General features: G+C 67.8%; 15 protein-coding genes. 8 read left to right on the top strand and 7 right to left on the bottom strand.

All coding sequences use genetic code 11. From position 1 onward, the window contains the following. Positions 1-187 precede the first annotated feature (187 nt). Entirely contained in the window at positions 188-1,588 is a 1,401-nt protein-coding gene (locus IG75_RS0129025; protein ID WP_081877198.1) for a glycosyltransferase family 87 protein, read from the top strand. Positions 1,589-1,769: 181 nt separating this feature from the next. Continuing rightward, a complete protein-coding gene (locus IG75_RS0129020) occupies positions 1,770-2,897 on the top strand; it encodes an NAD(P)H-dependent flavin oxidoreductase (RefSeq protein ID WP_030526035.1) in 1,128 nt (375 codons plus the stop codon). A 328-nt stretch (positions 2,898-3,225) separates the two neighbouring features. Here IG75_RS0129020 and IG75_RS0129015 read toward each other — a convergent pair whose 3' ends face one another. Beyond that, positions 3,226-4,017 carry a winged helix-turn-helix domain-containing protein gene (locus IG75_RS0129015; RefSeq protein WP_030524529.1) on the bottom strand — a complete coding sequence of 264 codons (792 nt, stop codon included), beginning with the start codon at positions 4,015-4,017 and terminating at the stop codon, positions 3,226-3,228. 99 nt (positions 4,018-4,116) lie between these two features. Here IG75_RS0129015 and IG75_RS0129010 point away from each other — a divergent pair, with 99 nt between their 5' ends. Beyond that, positions 4,117-5,490, top strand: coding sequence for an ABC1 kinase family protein (locus tag IG75_RS0129010; protein WP_063834202.1), 1,374 nt, complete (start codon positions 4,117-4,119; stop codon positions 5,488-5,490). 98 nt (positions 5,491-5,588) lie between these two features. Here the strand turns inward: IG75_RS0129010 and IG75_RS0129005 are convergent, their stop codons facing one another. Then, entirely contained in the window at positions 5,589-6,188 is a 600-nt protein-coding gene (locus IG75_RS0129005) for a GDSL-type esterase/lipase family protein (protein WP_030524527.1), read from the bottom strand. A 118-nt stretch (positions 6,189-6,306) separates the two neighbouring features. On the opposite strand from IG75_RS0129005, the gene IG75_RS0129000 reads away from it, so the two are divergent. Next, positions 6,307-8,691, top strand: coding sequence for a lysylphosphatidylglycerol synthase transmembrane domain-containing protein (locus IG75_RS0129000; RefSeq protein WP_030524526.1), 2,385 nt, complete (start codon positions 6,307-6,309; stop codon positions 8,689-8,691). Between the two features lie 339 nt (positions 8,692-9,030). Here the strand turns inward: IG75_RS0129000 and IG75_RS0128995 are convergent, their stop codons facing one another. Next, a complete protein-coding gene (locus IG75_RS0128995) occupies positions 9,031-9,624 on the bottom strand; it encodes a cysteine hydrolase family protein (RefSeq protein ID WP_030524525.1) in 594 nt (197 codons plus the stop codon). A gap of 142 nt (positions 9,625-9,766) precedes the next feature. Next, positions 9,767-11,335: a fatty-acid--CoA ligase FadD5 gene (gene fadD5, locus IG75_RS0128990; protein ID WP_030524524.1), complete on the bottom strand. Its 1,569-nt coding sequence runs from the start codon at positions 11,333-11,335 to the stop codon at positions 9,767-9,769. Positions 11,336-11,666: 331 nt separating this feature from the next. On the opposite strand from fadD5, the gene IG75_RS0128985 reads away from it, so the two are divergent. Next, entirely contained in the window at positions 11,667-12,644 is a 978-nt protein-coding gene (locus tag IG75_RS0128985) for an NAD(P)H-dependent flavin oxidoreductase (RefSeq protein WP_030524523.1), read from the top strand. 134 nt (positions 12,645-12,778) lie between these two features. Here the strand turns inward: IG75_RS0128985 and IG75_RS0128980 are convergent, their stop codons facing one another. Then, on the bottom strand, positions 12,779-13,732 hold the full coding sequence (locus IG75_RS0128980; protein ID WP_245713237.1) for an MBL fold metallo-hydrolase: 954 nt from the start codon (positions 13,730-13,732) through the stop codon (positions 12,779-12,781). Between the two features lie 355 nt (positions 13,733-14,087). Here IG75_RS0128980 and IG75_RS0128975 point away from each other — a divergent pair, with 355 nt between their 5' ends. Then, positions 14,088-16,076, top strand: coding sequence for an acyltransferase domain-containing protein (locus tag IG75_RS0128975; RefSeq protein ID WP_081877195.1), 1,989 nt, complete (start codon positions 14,088-14,090; stop codon positions 16,074-16,076). A 97-nt stretch (positions 16,077-16,173) separates the two neighbouring features. Here IG75_RS0128975 and IG75_RS0128970 read toward each other — a convergent pair whose 3' ends face one another. Both IG75_RS0128970 and IG75_RS0128965 read right to left on the bottom strand, forming a co-directional pair. Next, entirely contained in the window at positions 16,174-16,578 is a 405-nt protein-coding gene (locus tag IG75_RS0128970; protein ID WP_030524520.1) for an RNA-binding S4 domain-containing protein, read from the bottom strand. Positions 16,579-16,581: 3 nt separating this feature from the next. Then, positions 16,582-17,160, bottom strand: coding sequence for a C40 family peptidase (locus IG75_RS0128965; RefSeq protein WP_051715002.1), 579 nt, complete (start codon positions 17,158-17,160; stop codon positions 16,582-16,584). Positions 17,161-17,623: 463 nt separating this feature from the next. Between IG75_RS0128965 and IG75_RS0128960 the strand changes: the two genes are divergently transcribed. Both IG75_RS0128960 and IG75_RS0128955 read left to right on the top strand, forming a co-directional pair. Continuing rightward, a complete protein-coding gene (locus tag IG75_RS0128960) occupies positions 17,624-18,811 on the top strand; it encodes an ATP-binding protein (RefSeq protein ID WP_030524518.1) in 1,188 nt (395 codons plus the stop codon). A 398-nt stretch (positions 18,812-19,209) separates the two neighbouring features. After that, positions 19,210-19,500, top strand: a complete 291-nt coding sequence (locus IG75_RS0128955; RefSeq protein WP_030524517.1) for a hypothetical protein — start codon at positions 19,210-19,212, stop codon at positions 19,498-19,500. Positions 19,501-19,572 lie beyond the last annotated feature (72 nt).

Below are 19,572 nucleotides of genomic sequence, written 5' to 3'. Positions count from 1 at the left end.
GAAATCGATCTTCGGCACTATGACGACCTTGCCGCCGCAGTCGCGAAATGGAATTCCGCACTCGGATCGAGGTCGATTTCGAATATTTCTCGTACATCTTCCGACCTGGCCGGACACGGGCACAACCGGCGACCGGTGCCGATACGATCGCGCGGCGGCACGTGGCGGAGCCCACTAGTGTGTCGGTATGTCGATCGGACCGGCCGTACGTGTGCCCGGGGCCGATCGCGTCGGCCGCGGTACCGCCGTCCTCACGGTTGTGCTGTTGTGCGGCGCGACCCTCGTGGTGGCATTTCTCAACAAGGCGCGCTGCGCCGGAGCCCCCTTCCGCGACGACGGTCGCAGTGCCGCTTTCGATTACGTCAAGGACGCCCGGGTCTGTTATTCCGATATCCAGTTCCTCTGGCTGGGCCGCGATATCGATCAGCATATTTTTCCCTACGTGCACGGCGGCATCACCGCCGACGGCACCCTTACCGGCGGCGCCGTGGAATATCCGGTGCTGAGCGGGCTGCTGATGTGGCTCGGCGCGCTGGGGGCCCACAACGACGCGGCCTTCCTGCTCCGTTCGGCACTGCTGCTGGCACCGTTCGCCCTGGTCACCGCCTGGCTGCTGGCCCGCTTGGCCGGGCGGGCCGCGCTGCTGTGGGCCGCGGGACCACCGCTGGTGCTGTACGCGTTCCATAATTGGGAACTTCCGGTGGTGTGCACGACGGTGACGGCCGCCGCGGTCATGGCCACCACCCGTTGGCCGTTACGCAGCCGTGGGGCGGTGGCGGCGATGCTGCTGGGCCTGGGCTTCTGTTTCAAGATCTATCCGGCGATCTTCGTGATCCCGCTGCTGCTGTACGTGCTGACCGGCGGGGAGCGGGGGCGCACCGGCCCGGGAGAACGCACCAGGCCGGATGTGGCCGGTGCGCTGGGCACCGCGGCCGCCGCATGCGGCACGGTGGTGGCGGTCAATCTGCCGTTCGCGCTGGCCGGTTTCGACGGCTGGCGTGCCTCGATCGAGTTCCAGCAACAGCGCGAGGCCGATATCACCACCAATTCGATCTGGTACTGGGGTCTGCGGCCGCTGTTCGGCTCCGACCCGCTGAGCAGCGCCGCGTTCACGGAGATCGTGTCGATCGCCTCACCGACGCTGATCATCGTGTCGTTCGCCGTGGCCGTGGGGGCGGGGTGGCTGCGGTACACCCACTCCGGCGTGTACCCGTGGCTCGGCGTCAGCGGGGCGATGCTGTGCGGGTTCCTGCTGTTCCACAAGGTGCATTCGCCGCAGTACACCCTGTGGCTGATCCCGTTCCTCGTGCTGCTGGCGGTGCCGTGGCCGGTCGTGTGGAGCTATCTGGTCGCCGATATAGCGATCGGGGTGGGCGTCTTCCGCTACTTCTACACGATGGGGACCGGGCATTCGGTCGAGCTGATGGAGGCGGTGGTCCGGTTCGGCGTCTGGGGTCGGGCCACCCTGCTGGTGGTGTTGTTCTGGGTGTTCCTGAGGGTGCCGGTGCGGGCACCACGGGTACACGCCGCGGCGGATCCGGAAGAGGCGACGCCGGTGCGGGCGGCCGGGCCGAGGGCACGTGGCTGAACCGGTTCCAATAAAACTAGAACGTGTTACATTCAAGGTATGACACCCGTCGCGTTCCACTGCGCCGACCACCGTTATCGGAGGTGTTCGCCGTATTCGGGCCGCGCGGGTGACAGCGGCCGGATCAGCCGCCGCGCGGCAATTATGTAACTCGTTCCAGGCATAGGGAGACAGCACCGCCATGCGTACCGATATCTGCGACCGGCTGGGGATCGAGTTCCCCATCTTCGCCTTCACCCACTGCCGCGATGTGGCGGCCGCGGTCAGCAACGCCGGCGGTCTCGGCGTACTCGGCGCGGTCGGGTTCACCGCCGAACAGCTCGAGGTCGAACTGGCCTGGCTGGATGAACACGTGGGCGACAACCCCTACGGCGTCGACCTCGTCATCCCGTCCAAATACGAGGGCAAGGGCATCGACGGCCTGTCCCCCGAACAGCTCGAGGCCGAACTCGCCAAACACGTCCCCCAGGGGCATCGCGACTTCGCCGAAAAGATCCTCGCCGACCACGGCGTGCCGAAGCTCCCCGAAGAAGAGGTCCACCCGCAGTTGCTCGGCTGGACCGCCACCACCGCCGCGCCGCAGGTCGAGGTGATCCTGCGGCATCCGAAAGCGAAGCTGGTCGCCAACGCGCTCGGCACCCCGCCGCCGGAGTTCGTCTCCCAGATCCAGGAATCCGGTCGGCTGATCGGCGCGCTGTGCGGTTCGGTGAAACACGCGCTGAACCACAAGGACGCCGGCCTGGACTTCGTGGTCTGCCAGGGCACCGAGGGCGGCGGCCACTGCGGCGAGGTCTCCTCGCTGGTGCTGTGGCCGCAGGTCATCGACGCCGTGGGTGATCTGCCGGTACTCGCGGCCGGCGGAATCGGCGACGGCCGCCAGGTCGCCGCCGCGATGGCGATGGGCGCCGCGGGCGCGTGGACCGGCTCCATCTGGCTGACCGTGGAAGAGGCCAATGTGCCCCCCGCCCAGATGAAGACCTACATCGACGCCACCAGCCACGACACCATCCGCTCCCGCGCCTGGACCGGCAAACCGGCCCGTATGCTGCGCAACGACTGGACCGACGCCTGGGAGTCCGCCGACACCCCCGACCCGCTGCCCATGCCGCTGCAGATGATGGTGGCCCTGGACGGCGTGAAGCGCGGCCACCGCTACCCGGAAGCCGCCAAGGACGTGAACTTCAACCCGGTCGGCCAGGTGGTCGGCATGATGAACAAGACGGAACGCTCGGCCGACGTGATGAACCGCCTGGTCGAGGAGTACGTCACGGCCTGCGAACGGCTGAACAAGCTCAACGATTCGGTGTAATCGGGCACGTGTGTGGCGTCGCGGGGTCGACGCCACACACGGGTTGAGGCCCGTCTCGCCGTTTCGGCCTCGAAAGCGCATGAGCGAAGCTCGAGTCTCGAGGCCGAAACGGCGAGACCAAGGGGGCCTCAACCCCGCGCGCGCCAGCGCGCCAAAAACACAGCACCTTTACGAGCAAGCCGACATCCCCACCTTCACGAGCAAGCTCACAACCCGCCCTTGCCGGTGAGCCCACAGCACCGCCTTGCCGGTCGGTGAGCGGCATGTGGACTTACGCGGGTCAGGAAGTCGCGGCCGGATTCGTCTTCCGGTGGTCTCGCAACCTCGCTCAGGCGGTGGCCGCGTGGATTTCTTCGGCTTCGTCCTCGGCGCCGAGCAATTCCTCGAACCGGGCGATGACCTTGTTGTGGTACATCCCGAACAGGTCCTCGAACAGTGCCAGCTGGGCCGGGGTGGGTCCGGATTCCGATTCCCAGACCGCGATCAGTGCCCGCCACACCAGGACGTGCAGATCGGCGGCACCGGCGAAGTAGGCGTCGACGGCCTCCGGGACTTCGAGCACCATTTCGCCGATGGAGTTCAGAATGGCTCGCTGCATACTCGATTCGAGGGCTACGAGCAGTTTGCGGACCACCCCGATCTCGATGGCGAGAATTCGCCGATAGTCGGGAACGTCCAGCCGCGCCAGCGTTTCCAGGGTGTCGATCTCGGCTTTCAGTTCGGCGAGGTCGACCCCGGCCGCGGCGGCGACACCGTGGGCGAGACCGGTGTAGGAGAGCAGTGCGTCCATCACGATGCCGCGCTCGACCTCGACGATATCGCGGAACATCTCGATCGCGACCTCGGGCATCGGGATGGAGAACCGGAAGAGGTGCCGGTAGACGTCCAGGCCGCCGGCCGCGCGGACCTCACGGATGGTGAAACCCTTACCGCGCCGTGCCTCGACGAATCCGTAGGACTCCAGCCTGCCGAGGGTGAGCTGGGCGGTGGCCCGGTTCATCTCGAATTCCTCGGCGACCTGCCGGACCGAGGGCATCAGCTCGCCCGGCTGATATTCCCCTGCGGCGACCCGACGTGCCAGTTCGTCTGCGACGTCGGCGACCACCGTGCGGGATCCCATGGAGGCACCTTTCTCGGCAGCTGATACGTCCCAGACAGTCTATGCGCAAATATGCCAGACTGCACAGGAGAACTGGCGAATCGCTTCTGGGGATGAGGTATGAGCAGTCGACGTGATCCTGGCGCGCCGCCGGTGCGCCGGGCGCTGCGCAGCGCCAAGCTCGTAGCACTACCGGTCGCGTTCGCGGGCCGGCAGGCGGCGGGCGCGGGCCGCCGGGCGCTCGGCCGCCCGGCGCAGGAGGTGAATCGGGATATCCAGTCCCGGACCGCCGAGCACATGTTCGCGGTGCTGGGTGAACTGAAGGGCTGCGCGGCCAAACTCGGCCAGCTGCTGGCGATCTACCAGCTGGCACTGCCTCGCGATATAGCTGCCCCGTACCAGATCGCGCTGGCCAGGTTGCAGGATTCGGCGCCGGTGATGCTGCCCGCCACCGTGCACGCCGTGCTGGCCGAGCATCTGGGGCCGGATTGGCGGGAGCTGTTTCGCGAGTTCGACGATCGGCGGGCGGCCGCCGCGTCGATCGGCCAGGTGCATCGGGGGGTCTGGCACGACGGGCGCGCGGTCGCGGTGAAGGTCATGTATCCCGGCGCCCGGGCGGCGGTGGAGTCGGATCTGGTGCAGCTGCGGCGGATCTCGACATTGGCGTCGGTGTTCCTGCCGGGCGCGGATGTGAAATCGGTGACCGAGGCACTCTGCGAGAGTGTGCGGGCGGAACTGGATTACGCGGCCGAGGCCGATAATCAGCGGGCGTTCGCGCGGGTGTATACCGACAGTGCCGAATTCCGGGTGCCCGAGGTGCTGGATCAGCGCGGCGATGTGCTCGTCTCGGAATGGCTCGACGGGATTCCGGCCATCCGGCTCATCGAGTCCGGGAGCCGGGCGCAGCGGGACCGGGTCGGCGAGCTGATGATGCGGTTCGTGCTGACCGGATGGGAGCAGCACGGGCTGCTGTACTGCGACCCGCATCCGGGCAATCTGCGGCTGCTCGCCGACGGCCGCCTGGGGGTGGTGGATTTCGGTGCGTGCGCGCCGTGGCCGCATCCGGGTTTCACCCGGCTGGTGGTCGAGATGTGCGACGCGATCTTCAACGGCGGCCCGGCGGCGGTGGAGACGGCGGTGCGGGCGCACGGGTTCGCGCTGCCCGGCCGTGCTTTCGACGCGGTGGCGCTCGACGCGGCCCTGTCGGCCTGCGCGGAGCCGGTGCGGCACCCGCGGTTCCGTATCACCACACCGTGGTTGCGCAAGCAGGTGCTGCGTACCACCGCGCTGCGGTTGACGAATGTGATGCGTGAACTCACCCTGCCCCCGGATTGCACTCCGTTCGCGCGGGCCGCGCTCACCATGGTCGGCACCTTGAGCCAGCTGGAATGCGAATGCGATTTCGGCGACGAACTGGAGCGGTCGGTGCCCGAACTCGGGGAGGTCTTCGCGGTCATGCGGAACGCTCCGGCACCGGGCGTATCGGCGAACTGACGCCCGGCGGCCGGATGCGGACAACTCACCGTCTGGGACATTTTCCGGTGAGGAACCCCGATTTACGGAAATTCTATCCTATTTATCCGTGGGAGCACTCAGTAACCCAGCCATCGACGCCACGGAGGCAGCAGCCGCGCGGCGAACGCGGCATAACCCTCCGCGGCGGGATGTGCCCCGTCCCCGGCCCGCACCTGCTCCCGCCAGACCGGATCCTCGGCCAACAGCCGGAACGACGCCGCATACGGCACCCCGAACTCGGCACACGTCTGCTCGAAGCGCCGGTCCAGCTCCTCGATCCGATGATTGTGCCCGGTCTCATCGACCGGCGGCGGACCCACCACCAGCACCGGCCACTCCTGCGCCTGCGCGGTGGTGAGCAGCACGGACAGATTCGTCACCGAGTTCTGCGTCTCGACCAGGGGCCGGCCCGCGGCGACCACGGTGTCGTTCACCCCGAAGGAGAACACCACCCGTCCGTCCGACCCCGCCGGCAGGCGTACCAGGCATTCCGCGGACCATCGCGCGACGATATCGGCGGAAGTGTGCCCACGCACTCCGAGGTTGTACGTCGTCCACGCCGCTCCGGCGGCGCGGGCGTGCGCGGTCAGGCGGCCGGTCCAGCCCAGAGCCTGCGGGTCGCCCACCCCGGCGACAAAAGAATCTCCTATGAAACAGATGCGTTGATCACCACTCACCCCTGGATTCTGACAGCGTGTTGGTGTGTATCGTCCGGCTCGGGCTCCTGCATACTCACCTGCTGGTGGGCGTGACCGGCCCGTCAGCGTCACCTCGATCCGAAAGTACCGATACGACATGCGAGTCGATGGGCGGGAGATCCCGGTCACGGGCAGTCTCCTCCAGCCGCTCACGCGGCGGACCAGCGATATTCTCCGTGTCGTCTTCGCGGCCGTCGGTGTGGCCGTCGTCATCGCCGGCTCCCTGATCACCCGGCCCGAATGGCTGGCGCTGGAACGTTCGGTCTCCAATATCGTCGGATTCCTCAACCCCGACCAGTCGAACCTGGTCTATCTGCTGTACGGGATCGCCATCCTCATCCTGCCGTTCGCGATCCTGGTGGAACTGGCGTTCGGCCGGCAGTGGAAACTGCTCGCCGGTTACGCCACCGCCGGGCTCACCGCGGTACTGCTGCTGTCCATCACACCGAGTGGATTGTCGGCCCCGCAGTGGCATCTACAGGTCCCGGAGAATCTGGACGACAAGACCTTCCTGCAGCAGTTCCTGGACGACCCCCGCTGGATCGCCATGCTGGCCGCGGTGCTCACCGTCTCCAGCCCGTGGCTGCCGGTGCGGCCGCGACGCTGGTTGTGGGTGCTGCTGCTGGCCTTCGCGCCGATCCACCTGGTGGTCAGCACCGTGGTTCCGGCCCGCGCCATGTTCGGCCTCGTGGTGGGCTGGCTGGTCGGGGCGGTGATCGTGCTGCTGGTGGGGACCCCGGCGCTGGAGGTGCCGCTGGAAGCGGCGGTGCGCCAACTGGCCCGCCGCGACTACACCGTCACCCGGTTCACCGTCGTCCGGCCGGCCGGTCCCGGCGCGTTGCTGCTCTCGGCGACCGTGGAGGAGCGCGAGCGGGCGCTGGTGGTCGAACTGTACGGCAAGAATCAGCGTTCGCTGAGCGCGCTGCGCCAGTTGTGGCGCTGGCTGACCTTCCGCTCCAGCGAGACCGCGCCACTGCACGGTTCCATGCATCGCGCGGTCGAGCATCGCGCGCTGATGGCGATCGCGCTGGCCGAACTCGACCTGGCCGCGCACCGGCCGGTCACGGTGGCCGGATTGCCGCGCGGCTGGATGCTGTACGCGCATACACTGCCGGCCGGGCGCTCGATCGAACAGGACCCCGCCGATACCGCGGCCCTCGATTCGGTGTGGCGGGCACTGACGGTGCTGCGCGAACGCGGGATCGCGCACGGTGAGCTGCGGCCCGCCGAGATCCGGATAGGACCCGAAGGCGCGCTGTTCGGCGGTTTCACCGCGGCGGAACTGTGCGCCTCCGACGCGCAGCTGCAATCCGATATCGCCCAGCTGCTGGTTTCGATGACGGCGGTTTTCGGCGCCGAGGCGGCGGTGCGATCGGCGATCGGCGTGCTCGGCGAGCAGACCGTGCTCACGGCGTCGCGCCGGCTCACCAAATTCGCCATGCCGGGCGGCATCCGTAAATCCATCCCGGACTGGAAGTCGGTGGTGTCGGCTGCCCGCGAAGAGGTCCGCACCCAGACCGGCGAGGACCGGATCGAGGCCGAGCAGATCACCCGGTTCAACCGCAAAAGCCTCATCCAACTGGTCCTGCTGATCGGCCTGGTCTACGTGGCCTATCCGTTCATCAGCGCGGTACCGACCTTCTTCACCCAGCTCAAAGAGGCCCACTGGTGGTGGGCCCTGGCCGGACTGGCACTGTCGTCGCTGACCTACCTCGGCACGGCCGCGGCACTGTGGGCGTGTGCGTCCAGCGTGGTGAAGTACTGGCCGCTGGTCCTCATGCAGATCGCGAACACCTTCGCCGCCACCACCACCCCGGCGCGCGTGGGCGGATTGGCCCTGAGCGTGCGCTTCCTGCAGAAGGGCGGGGTCGGTGCGGTGCGTGCCACGGCCGCGGTCGCACTACAGCAGGCCGTGCAGGTCTGCACGCATATCGGATTGCTGGTGCTGTTCAGTGTGGCCGCCGGGACCTCGGCGGACCTGTCGCATTTCGTCCCCTCGCCGACGATCCTCTACCTGATCGCCGGGGTCGGAGTGGGGATCGTCGGCACCTTCATGTTCGTGCCGAAACTGCGGCGCTGGTTGAACAATTCGGTGCTCCCACAGGTACAGGAGGTGGTCGGTGAGCTGGCGCTGCTGGCCCGCGACCCGAAACGCTGCGTGATCATCGTGCTCGGTTGCGCGGCACTGACCCTCGGGCAGGCGCTCGCGCTGTTCGCCAGTGTCCAGGCGTTCGGCGGCGGCACGACCTTCGTCACCGTCACCATCGTGACAATGATCGGCGGCACCCTGGCTTCGGCCGCGCCGACACCGGGCGGTGTCGGCGCGGTCGAGGCCGCGCTGATCGGCGGTCTGGCCGCCTTCGGTCTCCCCGCCGCGGTGGCGGTACCTTCGGTGCTGCTCTACCGGGTGCTCACCTGCTGGATCCCGGTGTTCTGCGGCTGGCAGGTGATGCGCTGGATGACCGAGAAGAACATGATCTGAGCTGTGTCTATTTGCGCGCCTGCGGCGCGCGGGTCGGGGCGCGCCCCGACCACGGATGCAGATCCATTGGAGCAGGCGGAAAGTGCGCGCAGACGTGCACGTCGGCCAATCCGGTGAGGCTCACTGCACTGTCAACGCGCAACCGTCGCCGGTCTCCGGGCCGCCGGCCGCACGCGCTCGAGAACCGGGCGCGCCGCGACCACGGAAGGTCTACGCAGACGTGCGCCCCGACCGGCCTCGGAGGGAGGCCCGCACACTGTCGGTCTCGACGGTCGCCGGTCGACCGACGGCGCACGGTCAGTCGCCCCCGGAACCGGTCGGGCGCCGGCCACGGAGGGGTCAATCGAGGTCGTCGAAGGCGTCCGCGGTGGTGCGGAGGCCGGCGCTGACGAGCGCGATATTCGCCAGGGAGGCCATGTGCACCTGGGGGTCGGCGGCGGCCACGCAGTCGGCGACCGTGTAGACGGTGAAGCCGAGGTCGGTGCCATGGCGTGCGGTCTGCTCGACGGTGAGGTTGGTGGCGACACCGGTCAGGAACAGGGTGTCGATATCGTTCTCGGCCAGCCAGCGCGGCAGGTCGTTACCGGCCAGCCCCGACAGTTTCTGGTTGTCGACGATCCGGTCGGCCTGCCCGGCGATCTCGTCGATCAGTTGGCTTCCCGGTGCGTCCGGACGGAATTCGTGCTGGGCCGCCCCGACCGACTGCATGAACCCGGTATTGCGCACCAGCCGCCCTTCCCCTTCCGGGACAGTGAACCGGGTGCAGATGATCGGCAGTCCCAGCTCCGCCGCCTGTTTGTGGAAGTCCGCGGCCCGCTGTACCACTCCGCTGGCGGCCACCGGTTCGGCCAGCATCGGGCCGAAGAACCCTTCCGGCCGAATAACGTTCACCTGCCAGTGCAGGGCGAGGACTGCAGCATGTTGATCCGACATGGCGTAGATAATCGACCATGCGCGCCCGGGGCGCACCACTGCCCGGGAAAAATCCTGGCCACCGGGCGCGCCGGAGCTCCCCGCGCAGGTGCGCGCCGGATCGGCGGAACCGATCCGGCGCATGCTTCACGTGAAACATTACCTACGAATCGAACTTGCGCAGTTCGACTTTCACGACCTTGCCGCTGGCGTTGCGCGGCAGTTCCGCCACGAGTACCAGCTCTTTCGGATGCTTGTAGCGGGCCAGATTCTCGTTGAGGAACGATTCCAGTTCCGCGAGGGTGAGATCGTCGGCCGGATCGTTGAGCGCGACCACCGCGACCGGCACCTCGCCCCACTTCTCGTGCGCTTTGCCGATCACCGCGGCCTCGCGGATCTTCGGATGCGAGAAGAGGACGTTCTCCACCTCGGCGCAGTAGATGTTCTCGCCGCCGGAGATGATCATGTCCTTCTTGCGGTCCACGACGTAGATGAAGCCCTCGTCGTCCTGGCGGACCAGGTCACCGGAGTGGAACCACCCGCCGGCGAACGCATCCGCGGTCGCCTCCGGCTTGTTCCAATACCCCGACATCATGGTGGGGCCGCGGTAGACGATCTCGCCGACCTCGCCGGGCGCCACATCGTTCATCTCGTCGTCGACGATGCGGGCCTGGATGGTGGGGATGACCTTGCCGACCGAACCGAGTTTGCGGATGGCGTCCTTGCCTTCGAGCACACAGGTGATCGGCGACATCTCGGTCTGCCCGAATACCGCGACATTGAAGGCATCGGGGAATGCGTCGGCCATCGCCTTCAGCACAGTGTCCGAGGCGGGGGCAGCACCCCAGCTCAGCGCCCGCAGCGCGAGTTTGCGCTGCTTGACGGTCGGCTCGTCACAGATCAGCTGCCATTGGGCGGGCACACAGAACGCGGAGGTGGCCTGTTCGGCCTCCACGGCGTCGAGGAATTCGGTCGCGCTGAAGGCACCCAGCGGATGCAGCACCGTCTTGGCGCCGAGCAGGAAGGCCGGTGCCAGGCTGCCGAGACCGGCGATATGGAACAGCGGGGAGGTGCAGAAGCCGATCGACTCCTGCTCCAGCTGCAGCGCGCGGATACAGGTGAGCGCCTGGGAGTTCATATTGCCGTACGAGAGGACGGCGCCCTTGGGGCTGCCGGTGGTGCCCGAGGTGTACATGATGAGGCAGGGCGTGTCCTCGGCGATATCGAGCGGGGTGTGCGCATCCCCCGTCTCGGCGATCGCGTCCTCGAAGCCGACGACCCCGTCGCCACTGCTGCCGCCGATGACGAAGCAGTGCTCGAGGCCCGGGGCCTGGCCCTGCACCGCGGTGGCCAGCGGCTGCAGCACGGTATCGGTGACCACGGCCTTGGCGCCGCTGTCGCCGACGATATAGGCGACTTCGGGCGGGGTGAGCCGGAAGTTCACCGGGACCGCGATCGCGCCCAGGGCATTGATCCCGAACACGGCCTCCAGGTATTCGGGGTAGTTGAGGGCCAGGATGAGCACCCGGTCGCCGAAGCCGACGCCGCGGCGCGCGAGTGCGTCGGCGAATTTCTGCGACCGTTCGTGCAGTTGCCGCCACGTGGTGTCGGCACCGCGGAAGCGCAGCGCCACCTCGTCGGGCCGCATCACCGCATGCGTGGCGAGCTGGTTGTTCCAGTGGTTGCGACGCGATCTGATCGGCTCGGCGAGGGCCTGCGCACCGGTGGACATCCCACGTACTCCTCTCGGTACCGCGCGTCCCGCCGGAGTGTCCGGCGCCACACGCAGTGTGAACATGTCGGCAGAATAACAATTCACATCAGCACCGGCAAGGAAATCGAGGCCGAATAGCGGTTAATCCCGAGGAACCCGACCGGGGAAAGAGTTCGCGCTCGTTGAAGCGCGTATTTGGGGAGATACCCGCCGCTCCGCACGTCACCCAGCTACACGAGATCCCATCACATATGCGAATCACGACTCACTTCCAGGGTTGATCGGGCGCTGACACCCGTGGCACCATGCAGCAGACGCGGACTATCCGCGAAAGTAGAGGAGAGCACCGATGCTGCGGACCAGGTTCACCGAGACCTTCGGTATCGAACATCCGATCGTGCAGGGCGGGATGATGTGGGTCGGCCGGGCCGAGCTCGTCGCAGCCGTCGCCAACGCCGGTGGGCTCGGTTTCATCACCGCACTGACCCAGCCCACGCCCGACGACCTCCGGCGCGAGATCGAGCGCACGCGCGAACTCACCGACAAGCCGTTCGGCGTGAACCTGACCATCCTGCCCTCGATCAACCCGCCGCCGTACGAGGAGTACGCGCGGGCGATCGTGGACAGCGGGATCAAGATCGTGGAGACCGCCGGCAGCAATCCCGAGCCCTTCCTGCCCACCTACCGCGAAGCCGGGATCAAGGTGGTGCACAAGTGCACCAGCGTCCGGCACGCTCTCAAAGCCCAGAAGATCGGTGTGGACGCGGTCAGCATCGACGGCTTCGAATGCGCCGGGCACCCCGGCGAAGACGATGTACCGGGGCTGGTGCTGATCCCCGCGGCGGCCCGCGCGCTGACCATCCCGATCATCGCCTCCGGCGGTATCGCCGACGCCCGCGGCCTGGTCGCGGCGCTGGCGCTGGGCGCCGACGGCGTGAACATGGGGACCCGGTTCCTGTGCACCGAGGAGTCCTCCATCGACCGGAAGGTCAAGGAGCAGATCGTCGCCAACTCCGAGCGCGATACCAAGTTGATCTTCCGCACCATGCACAACACCGCCCGGGTCGCCGACAACGAGGTGAGCCGTAAGGTGGTCGAAATCGAGAAGGCCGGCGGCAAGTTCGAGGATGTCCGCGAACTGGTGTCCGGTGCCCGCGGCCGGCGTGTTTTCGAAGAGGGCGACCTCGATGCCGGTATCTGGTCGGTCGGCCTCTGCCAGGGCCTGATCGAAGACATCCCGACCTGCGCCGAACTCATCGGCCGCATGGTCGGCGAGGCCGAGGAACTGATCAGCGCGCGGCTGGCCGGTTTCGTCGCTTCGGCCTGATCGGGCCGGTTCCACCGCACCGGAACCCCTGTGCCTCGTCGGATTAATGGCGATTCGATCCGACGCAGGAAACGCGGGAAGCCATCCGGGAAAGGTTGGCTTCCCGCACTCTCCGGCCCGATCCGGGCCGGGGTTCAGCGCGCCGCGAGCGCGGCCACCGCGTCGTAGTCGTGCGCGGCGACCACCTCGATACCGTCGGGTAGCGCGTGCAGCCGATGGATGGTCTGGAAGGCGATATCGCGGTCGGCGTCGAACAATTGTCCCGGCATGGGCGCCTTCTCCCGGATCAGTTCGATCTGCAGCCGGTTCCACACCGAGTCACCGGCGAGCAGCACCCGGCGCCCGTCATTCGTGGCCAGTAGTACGCCGATACTGCCCGGGGTGTGCCCGGCCAGGTCCACGAGTAGTACCGAACCGTCCCCGAACAGATCAAGGCTGCGCGCGAAGGTGAGCACCGGCGGACCGTCGAGCTCCAGCGGTTCCAGCGGCCGTCCCTCCAGTGGCGCCCGCACCACCCCGGTCGGTGCGTGCGGACCCCGCAGCGCCCAGCCCAGTTCCGCGGCCGGCAACCGCACCGGCACCGACTCGGGCAGTTCGAGCACCCCGGAAATATGGTCCCAGTGCAGGTGGGTGGGCAACACGAAGTCGACGGCGGCGGGGTCGAGATCACGGGCGGCCAGCGCGTCCGCCAGCCCGAGGACCGGTTGGTCCGGCGCCACCAGCGACGGAATCGGGAAGGGCAGCTTCGGCAGCACCCGCCGGTGCACATGAGCGCACAGTGCCGGGTCCACGATGAACCGCGCCGACGGATGCTCGATGATATAGGCGCCCATCGCCATGGGCAGATGCCCGAGACTGCGCACGCCCTCCGCGACAATTGTCGTCGGCGCCGACATCCGGCCCTGCACGAGCACGGTCAACTCCACACTCGCCCGGGCCGCCGGCAACGGGGCGGACTCCAGCCGCGCCAGGAAATCGGGATCGGCCCGCCGCGGCCGCAGCAGCCGCGCCGGGGTGGCGGCCAGCGCCGCACAGCAGCGCAGCAGCGTCGGGAGAGTGGGGGTTCGTCCGTCCACGGAATCGGCCACACGGCAACGGTACCGGCCAGGCCCGCGAACCAGTAGAGACAGCGGGGGGCGGCCCCCGCGATCTGCCGGCGGCTGGATGCCGCGTACCGAGGCGGCGCCGTGTCGGCGCGCGCCTCGATCTCGGCCTACACCGTCCCGCCTTGCTCTGCGTGGTCCGGTTTCGGCGACCGCGGTGATCGCGGCCGCCGCGCAGACGGCCCTTCGGCCGATCGGTCCAGACCGTTGATGGTGGAAGGCGCACGGCGCCAACAGATTCGGAAAACCGAATACCCGGATTTCTCCGGCATAATCGAGTCGTGAGGCCATCCGCTCGCCACGGCCGCCAGGCAGTCCGGCTTTCCACAGTGTCACTACGATGATCGGTTCTCCTCAGGGAGTGCTCTTCCTGTTCCCGGGCGAAGGCGGGGAGCACGAGCGGATGGGCCGCATGCTGGCCGGCCGCTATCCGGTTTTCGCGGATGCGGTCACCGCGGCCGGTGACGCGGTCGCCGCCGCCGGCGGTCCCCGGGTCTGGACTCCCCGCTACGGCTTCCGCCCGCCCGGCGGTTCCGATGCCGGCCCGAATACCGTTGAGCCGACGCCGCATCCGGAGTTCGTTCAACCAGCCCTGTTCGTGTACCAGGTCGCACTCGCCGAACTGCTGACCGCGTGGGGTGTGCGACCGGATGGCACGGTCGGTCACGGCCCCGGCGAGATCGCCGCGGCGGTGACCGCCGGGGCGCTGCCGCTGGCCGACGCCGCGAAAGTGGTGGTGGCGCGTGCTCGCGCGGCGGGCCGGCTGGCGGGTTCGAGCGCGACGGCCGAACTGCTGACTTCGGAGTCCGAGGTGATCCGCCTGGTGCAACCACTGGAGGGGAAGGTCTCCGTCGCCGCGGTCAACGGGCCGCGGTCGGTACTGGTCACCGGCGCTTCTCGCTATGTGGACGTGGTGGTGCGCCGCGCCGAACGCCGCGGTATCGCCACCGCCGGAACCCCCTGGGATCATCCCGCACACACCCCGGCCATGACCGCGGCGATACCGCGGTTCCTCGACGACCTCGGCCCGATCCGCCCGACGGTCCCGCACCTACCGCTCTATTCCAGCACGTACGCGGGCACCGTCGTCGACGCGGCCGATATGCCCGCCCGGTACTGGGCCGAAAACCTCACCGGCCGAGTCGAACTCGACGCGGCGCTGCGGCGGGCAGCCGGCGACGGGATGGCAATGATCCTGGAGGTCGGGCCCGAACCCCTGCTCGCGGCGGCCGTCCGGGCCATACCGCGGTTCGCGCACACCACCTACGGCGCCGCGGACAGCACGGACGAGGGCACCGCCTTCCTCACCTGTCTCGCCCAGTTCCACGCGGCACGAGCGCTGGGCGCGGCGGCGACAACGGCCGGGCCGGTGGACGACCGCGACGGTATCGAGGGACAACCGGATCCAAGAGACGGCACCTCGCCGATCGCACCGTCCGCGCGGCGGGTGGGGCCGCTCGGAGTCGGAACAGGTTTCCCGGCAATATCTTTCGACGACCGTGATACGACTACGAGATCGGACCGATCACCGCGATCGGCCGCGGCCGACGCCGACCGGCGATCGAACGGGGAGGATTTGCGGGCGGAGGTCACGGGTGCCGGAACGCTGGCATCGATACGGCTCGCCGATGACCCCCCACCCACAGATATCATCGCATGGACGCGGGTGGTCGATGCCAATAGGGCTATCCGCTTCATGGCCGGGCGAGTCGCCCTCGATCCGCCGATGGTGATCGATCGGGCCGGAACCTATGTCGTCAGTGGCGGTCTGGGCGCCCTCGGTTCGGTGATGGTGCGCCGTCTGCTCGCCGCGGGAGCTCGGGACGTGGTGGTACCGACACGTTCACCACGGCCGGTTCCGCCGCTGCTGGAGGGGTTCGAAGAGCGAATCGTGGTGGTGCGCTGCGATACCGCCGACCGCCACGACCTGGACAACGCCCTGCGCGATATCCGGGAGACCGGCTGCACCATTCGCGGAGTGATCCATGCGGCACAGGTTTTCGAGGACACCGTGGTCGATGCCGCCGTATCCGGTGATATCGCAACGGTTTCGGCGGCCACCGCACCGCACGCGGGGGGCGAGAACTCGCTTTCGGATCAGGATCCGGCACTCGACGCGGGGCGGCTGGCGCGCCGATTCGCCCGGATCTCGGCATCGGCAGCCCATCTCATCGAACTCACCGCGGCCGACCCGGTCACATTTATCGCCGTGTTCTCCACCCCGGTCGTCGGAGCATCGCGACCGGCCGGGACGGCGATCGACGACCCCTGGGCCTATCCGGATACCGCCGACTCCCCGGCTCCGGCCGCCGGTACCCGCGAGCACTGAAACCTCCGGCGCGGTCCGGGCACCTGGGCCACGCCGGACGGCAGAGATCGGATCTACCGTTCGGCGAGCAGATGGACAACGGCCCCAGGAAGCGGGCTCAGTGATCGGTCCGGCCGAGCAGCCGGTCGGTTTCGCGACGTTCCCGTTTCGTCGGGCGCCCGGTCCCGCGGTCTCGTTGCGGCAGGGTAGCGAGAACTTCCTTGGGCGGAGGCGGTGGACTGCGGTCGATCAGGCATTGGGCGGCGATCGGAGCACCTACCCGTTTTGTGATCACCCGCTCCACGACGACGATCCGCTCGACACCGTTGTTCCGGATCCGGATCTCGTCGCCCGGACGTACCGGTTGTGCGGGTTTGGCTGTCGCACCGTTCACACGCACATGTCCGCCTCGACAGGCGGCCGCGGCAGCCGACCGAGTTTTGAACAAACGGACAGCCCAGACCCAGGAGTCGACCCGTGCCTGGGTATTGCCGTTGTTCGGCTCGGTAGCGGCTCGGTTCACCCGCTATACGATACGACGCGCGGTGACCACATCGTCGGCGGAGAGGTGGGTGTAGGAGACCGGCTCGCCGGACTGCACCGCGTTCAGGAGCAGGCCGTCACCGGCGTACATGCCGACGTGACCGCCACCGTTGGTGATGACGATATCGCCGGGCTTGAGGTTGTCGAACGCGATCGGCGCGCCGACGTGCGACTGTTCGAAGCTGGTACGCGGCAGTTTGATCCCGGCCTGCTTGTAGGCCCACTGGACCAGGCCGGAGCAGTCGAAGTTGGCCGGGCCGGCCGCACCCCAGGAGTACATTGCGCCGACCTTGGTCTTGGCGGCGTCGAGGGCAATATCGCCGAGGGTCTGCTGCTGGAGCGGGGCGGGCGGCGCGAAGTTGGGCAGCGCGGGAGCGGCGGGCATGGCGTGCGGAGCCTGCTCGAGGACCTGGTTCAGCTGCTGGTTGAGCTGGTTCGCCTGATCGGCGAACTGATCCGGCACCTCGACGTCGAACTTGCCGATACCGGGAACGTCGATCGTGGTCGTCGCGGCCGAGGCGATCGCGGGCATCGTGCCCGTAGTCGCGGCCAGCGTGCCCATGACCAGCGCGCCCTTGACAGAATTAGGCAGCTTGGATTCTCGCTGCAAGCTGTGCTTACCCACCGAGCTACGTCTCCGATCCTCGTGCTCTCCCGTCGCTCCGGTCGCGCGTCCTACTCGATTCGCGGCGGCCGGCTGCGGCGGTGACCAAATGGCGCCGCCTCACTTACGAAACGACTCGACTCCACTAAGTCACAAGAAGGTTACGATGCCGCCCGGGTGTTGTCCAGCCGAACGCGTGTCCTTTTCGCGCCAACAGGGAGTACATGTGTAAAGCACCGGCGCGACAGCGTTTTTCGGTGCGCCGACAGGTCACGCGGAGGTCTCGTCCGGGCGTGTCCGCCCGGCCCGCGTCCGGCGCCACGGCGCGGCGGCCCGGGGACGCCGGACACCCGCCAGAACTCTCTAGAACTCGGCATAGATAAGGACATATTTTCCGATCGGTTCGCTACGGTCTGAGGGTATGGACCCCGTGCGGAACCCGTATGCGCCCGGCGCCGGTCAGCGTCCACCGGAACTCGCCGGACGCGACAAGCAGCTCGCCGCGTTCGATATCGTCCTCGAACGGATCGCCCGGGGTCGTCCGGAGCGCAGCGTGATGCTCACCGGGCTGCGCGGTGTGGGGAAGACCGTACTGCTCAACCAGTTGCGCTCGGCCGCGGTCTCCCGCGGCTGGGGCACCGGCAAGATAGAGGCCCGCCCGGACCAGGAACTGCGCCGGCCGCTGTCCTCGGCGCTGCACACGGCCGCGCGGGCCATCGCCAAAACGCACCACAACCAGGAACGGATCGACGATTTCCTGGGCATCCTCAAAGCGTTCGCGCTGCGCGCGACGGCGGACAAGGGCATGCGGGAGCGATGGCAGCCGGGTATCGACGTACCGGCCGTGACCGGTCGCGCCGACTCCGGCGATATCGAGATCGACCTGGTGGAACTGTTGACGGAGGCCGCGGCGCTGGCCCAGGACGTCGGCGCGGGTATCGCCGTCTTCATCGACGAGATGCAGGATCTGGGTCCGGCCGATATCTCGGCCATCTGCGGCGCCTGCCACGAGCTGAGCCAGGACACCGCGCCGCTGATCGTGGTGGGGGCGGGTCTACCGCATCTGCCGGCGGTGCTCTCGGCGTCCAAGAGCTATTCCGAACGCCTGTTCGGCTATCACCGCATCGACCGGCTGGACCGGGAGTCGGCCGATCGTGCGCTGATCGCGCCGGCCGAGCGCGAGGACGTGAAATTCTCCGACGAGGCGCTCACCGCGCTCTACCGCAAAGCCGACGGATATCCGTATTTCGTGCAGGCCTACGGCAAGGCGACCTGGGACCAGGCGCCGGGCAGTCCGATCACCGCCGAGGATGTCGAGGTGGCGGCGCCGGCCGCCGAGGAAGAGCTCGCGGTCGGCTTCTTCGGCTCCCGGTACGAACGGGCCACCCCGGCCGAACGCGAGTACATGCGCGCGATGGCCGATCTGTCCGGTGACGACGGCCCGGTCGCCACGTCGGCGGTGGCCGCCGAACTGGGCCGCAAACCCGCCTCGCTGTCGCCGGCCCGCGACGGACTGATCAAGAAGGGCCTCATCTACTCCGCGGAGCGCGGCACCATCGGGTTCACCGTCCCGCATTTCGGGCGCTACCTGCGCAGCGTCACCACCTGACGGGCTGCGCTAGCAATCTATCGGACTTACTAGAAGATTCCCTAGAAAAGCATAGATAGTCCGATACCGCCCCTGGCCAGATGTCCATGCCGTCTCCAGCGTGTCGATCAGGGCTGCTCATACAACCATCGACCCCGGATCGAGCGTCGTATACGTAATTCTCACCCAGCAGCTAGACAGCTGTATATGCCCGCAGAGTGCCGCACCGGCCCACGGCCGAGCCGTATACATCGGCTCCCAACCGAAACCCGATCTTGATCATCGGACGAGCCGGAATCAGGATTTTGCCGTACTGTGTTGTAGATCACCTTGTGTGGTCGGTCACAAGCACGCCGGACGGCCGGCGCAGTCCGGGCGGCGTTCGACACCGCGACCGGTTGGCAACTCAGGAGGTACCCATGACACGTAGCGACATCGCGGAACTCCGATACGCCGTAAACCAGCTTCGTCATTCCATCGGGGTGCTGCGCACTCATTATGGAGATGCCGGCCCCGTGCGCCGGCTGGAGAACGATCTGGAACGGCTCTGCATCGATGCCGATGAACTGGAGAAGAGCCCCCCGCCGCAGGTGGCGGCCCGCCGCGGCCAGGAACCCATCTACGTCCCGGACAGCAAATCCGACGAATCGGCGTGGATGGGCGCCCAGGACGAGGGCCTCGGCTTCCACTCGCGGCCGCGTACCCAGTAATCGGCCGGGGTTCACCGCCGGATAACTGAACACCGGACATCGGGCCGTAAGCCGATGATCTTCGGACGGCCG

This window comes from Nocardia rhamnosiphila NBRC 108938, from assembly GCF_000720425.1.
Taxonomy (GTDB): Bacteria; Actinomycetota; Actinomycetes; order Mycobacteriales; family Mycobacteriaceae; genus Nocardia; species Nocardia rhamnosiphila.
Note: the sequence above shows the minus strand (reverse complement) of the source record. Positions and strands in the feature narration are given on the sequence as shown.

Bases quoted from the DNA above. Each gene is read 5' to 3' on its own strand.
- IG75_RS0129025 (WP_081877198.1), top strand. From the start codon at position 188: ATGTCGATCGGACCGGCCGTACGTGTGCCCGGGGCCGATCGCGTCGGC.
- IG75_RS0129020 (WP_030526035.1), top strand. From the start codon at position 1,770: ATGCGTACCGATATCTGCGACCGGCTGGGGATCGAGTTCCCCATCTTC.
- IG75_RS0129015 (WP_030524529.1), bottom strand. From the start codon at position 4,017: ATGGGATCCCGCACGGTGGTCGCCGACGTCGCAGACGAACTGGCACGT.
- IG75_RS0129010 (WP_063834202.1), top strand. From the start codon at position 4,117: ATGAGCAGTCGACGTGATCCTGGCGCGCCGCCGGTGCGCCGGGCGCTG.
- IG75_RS0129000 (WP_030524526.1), top strand. From the start codon at position 6,307: ATGCGAGTCGATGGGCGGGAGATCCCGGTCACGGGCAGTCTCCTCCAG.
- IG75_RS0128995 (WP_030524525.1), bottom strand. From the start codon at position 9,624: ATGTCGGATCAACATGCTGCAGTCCTCGCCCTGCACTGGCAGGTGAAC.
- fadD5 (WP_030524524.1), bottom strand. From the start codon at position 11,335: ATGTCCACCGGTGCGCAGGCCCTCGCCGAGCCGATCAGATCGCGTCGC.
- IG75_RS0128985 (WP_030524523.1), top strand. From the start codon at position 11,667: ATGCTGCGGACCAGGTTCACCGAGACCTTCGGTATCGAACATCCGATC.
- IG75_RS0128975 (WP_081877195.1), top strand. From the start codon at position 14,088: ATGATCGGTTCTCCTCAGGGAGTGCTCTTCCTGTTCCCGGGCGAAGGC.
- IG75_RS0128965 (WP_051715002.1), bottom strand. From the start codon at position 17,160: ATGGGCACGCTGGCCGCGACTACGGGCACGATGCCCGCGATCGCCTCG.
- IG75_RS0128960 (WP_030524518.1), top strand. From the start codon at position 17,624: ATGGACCCCGTGCGGAACCCGTATGCGCCCGGCGCCGGTCAGCGTCCA.
- IG75_RS0128955 (WP_030524517.1), top strand. From the start codon at position 19,210: ATGACACGTAGCGACATCGCGGAACTCCGATACGCCGTAAACCAGCTT.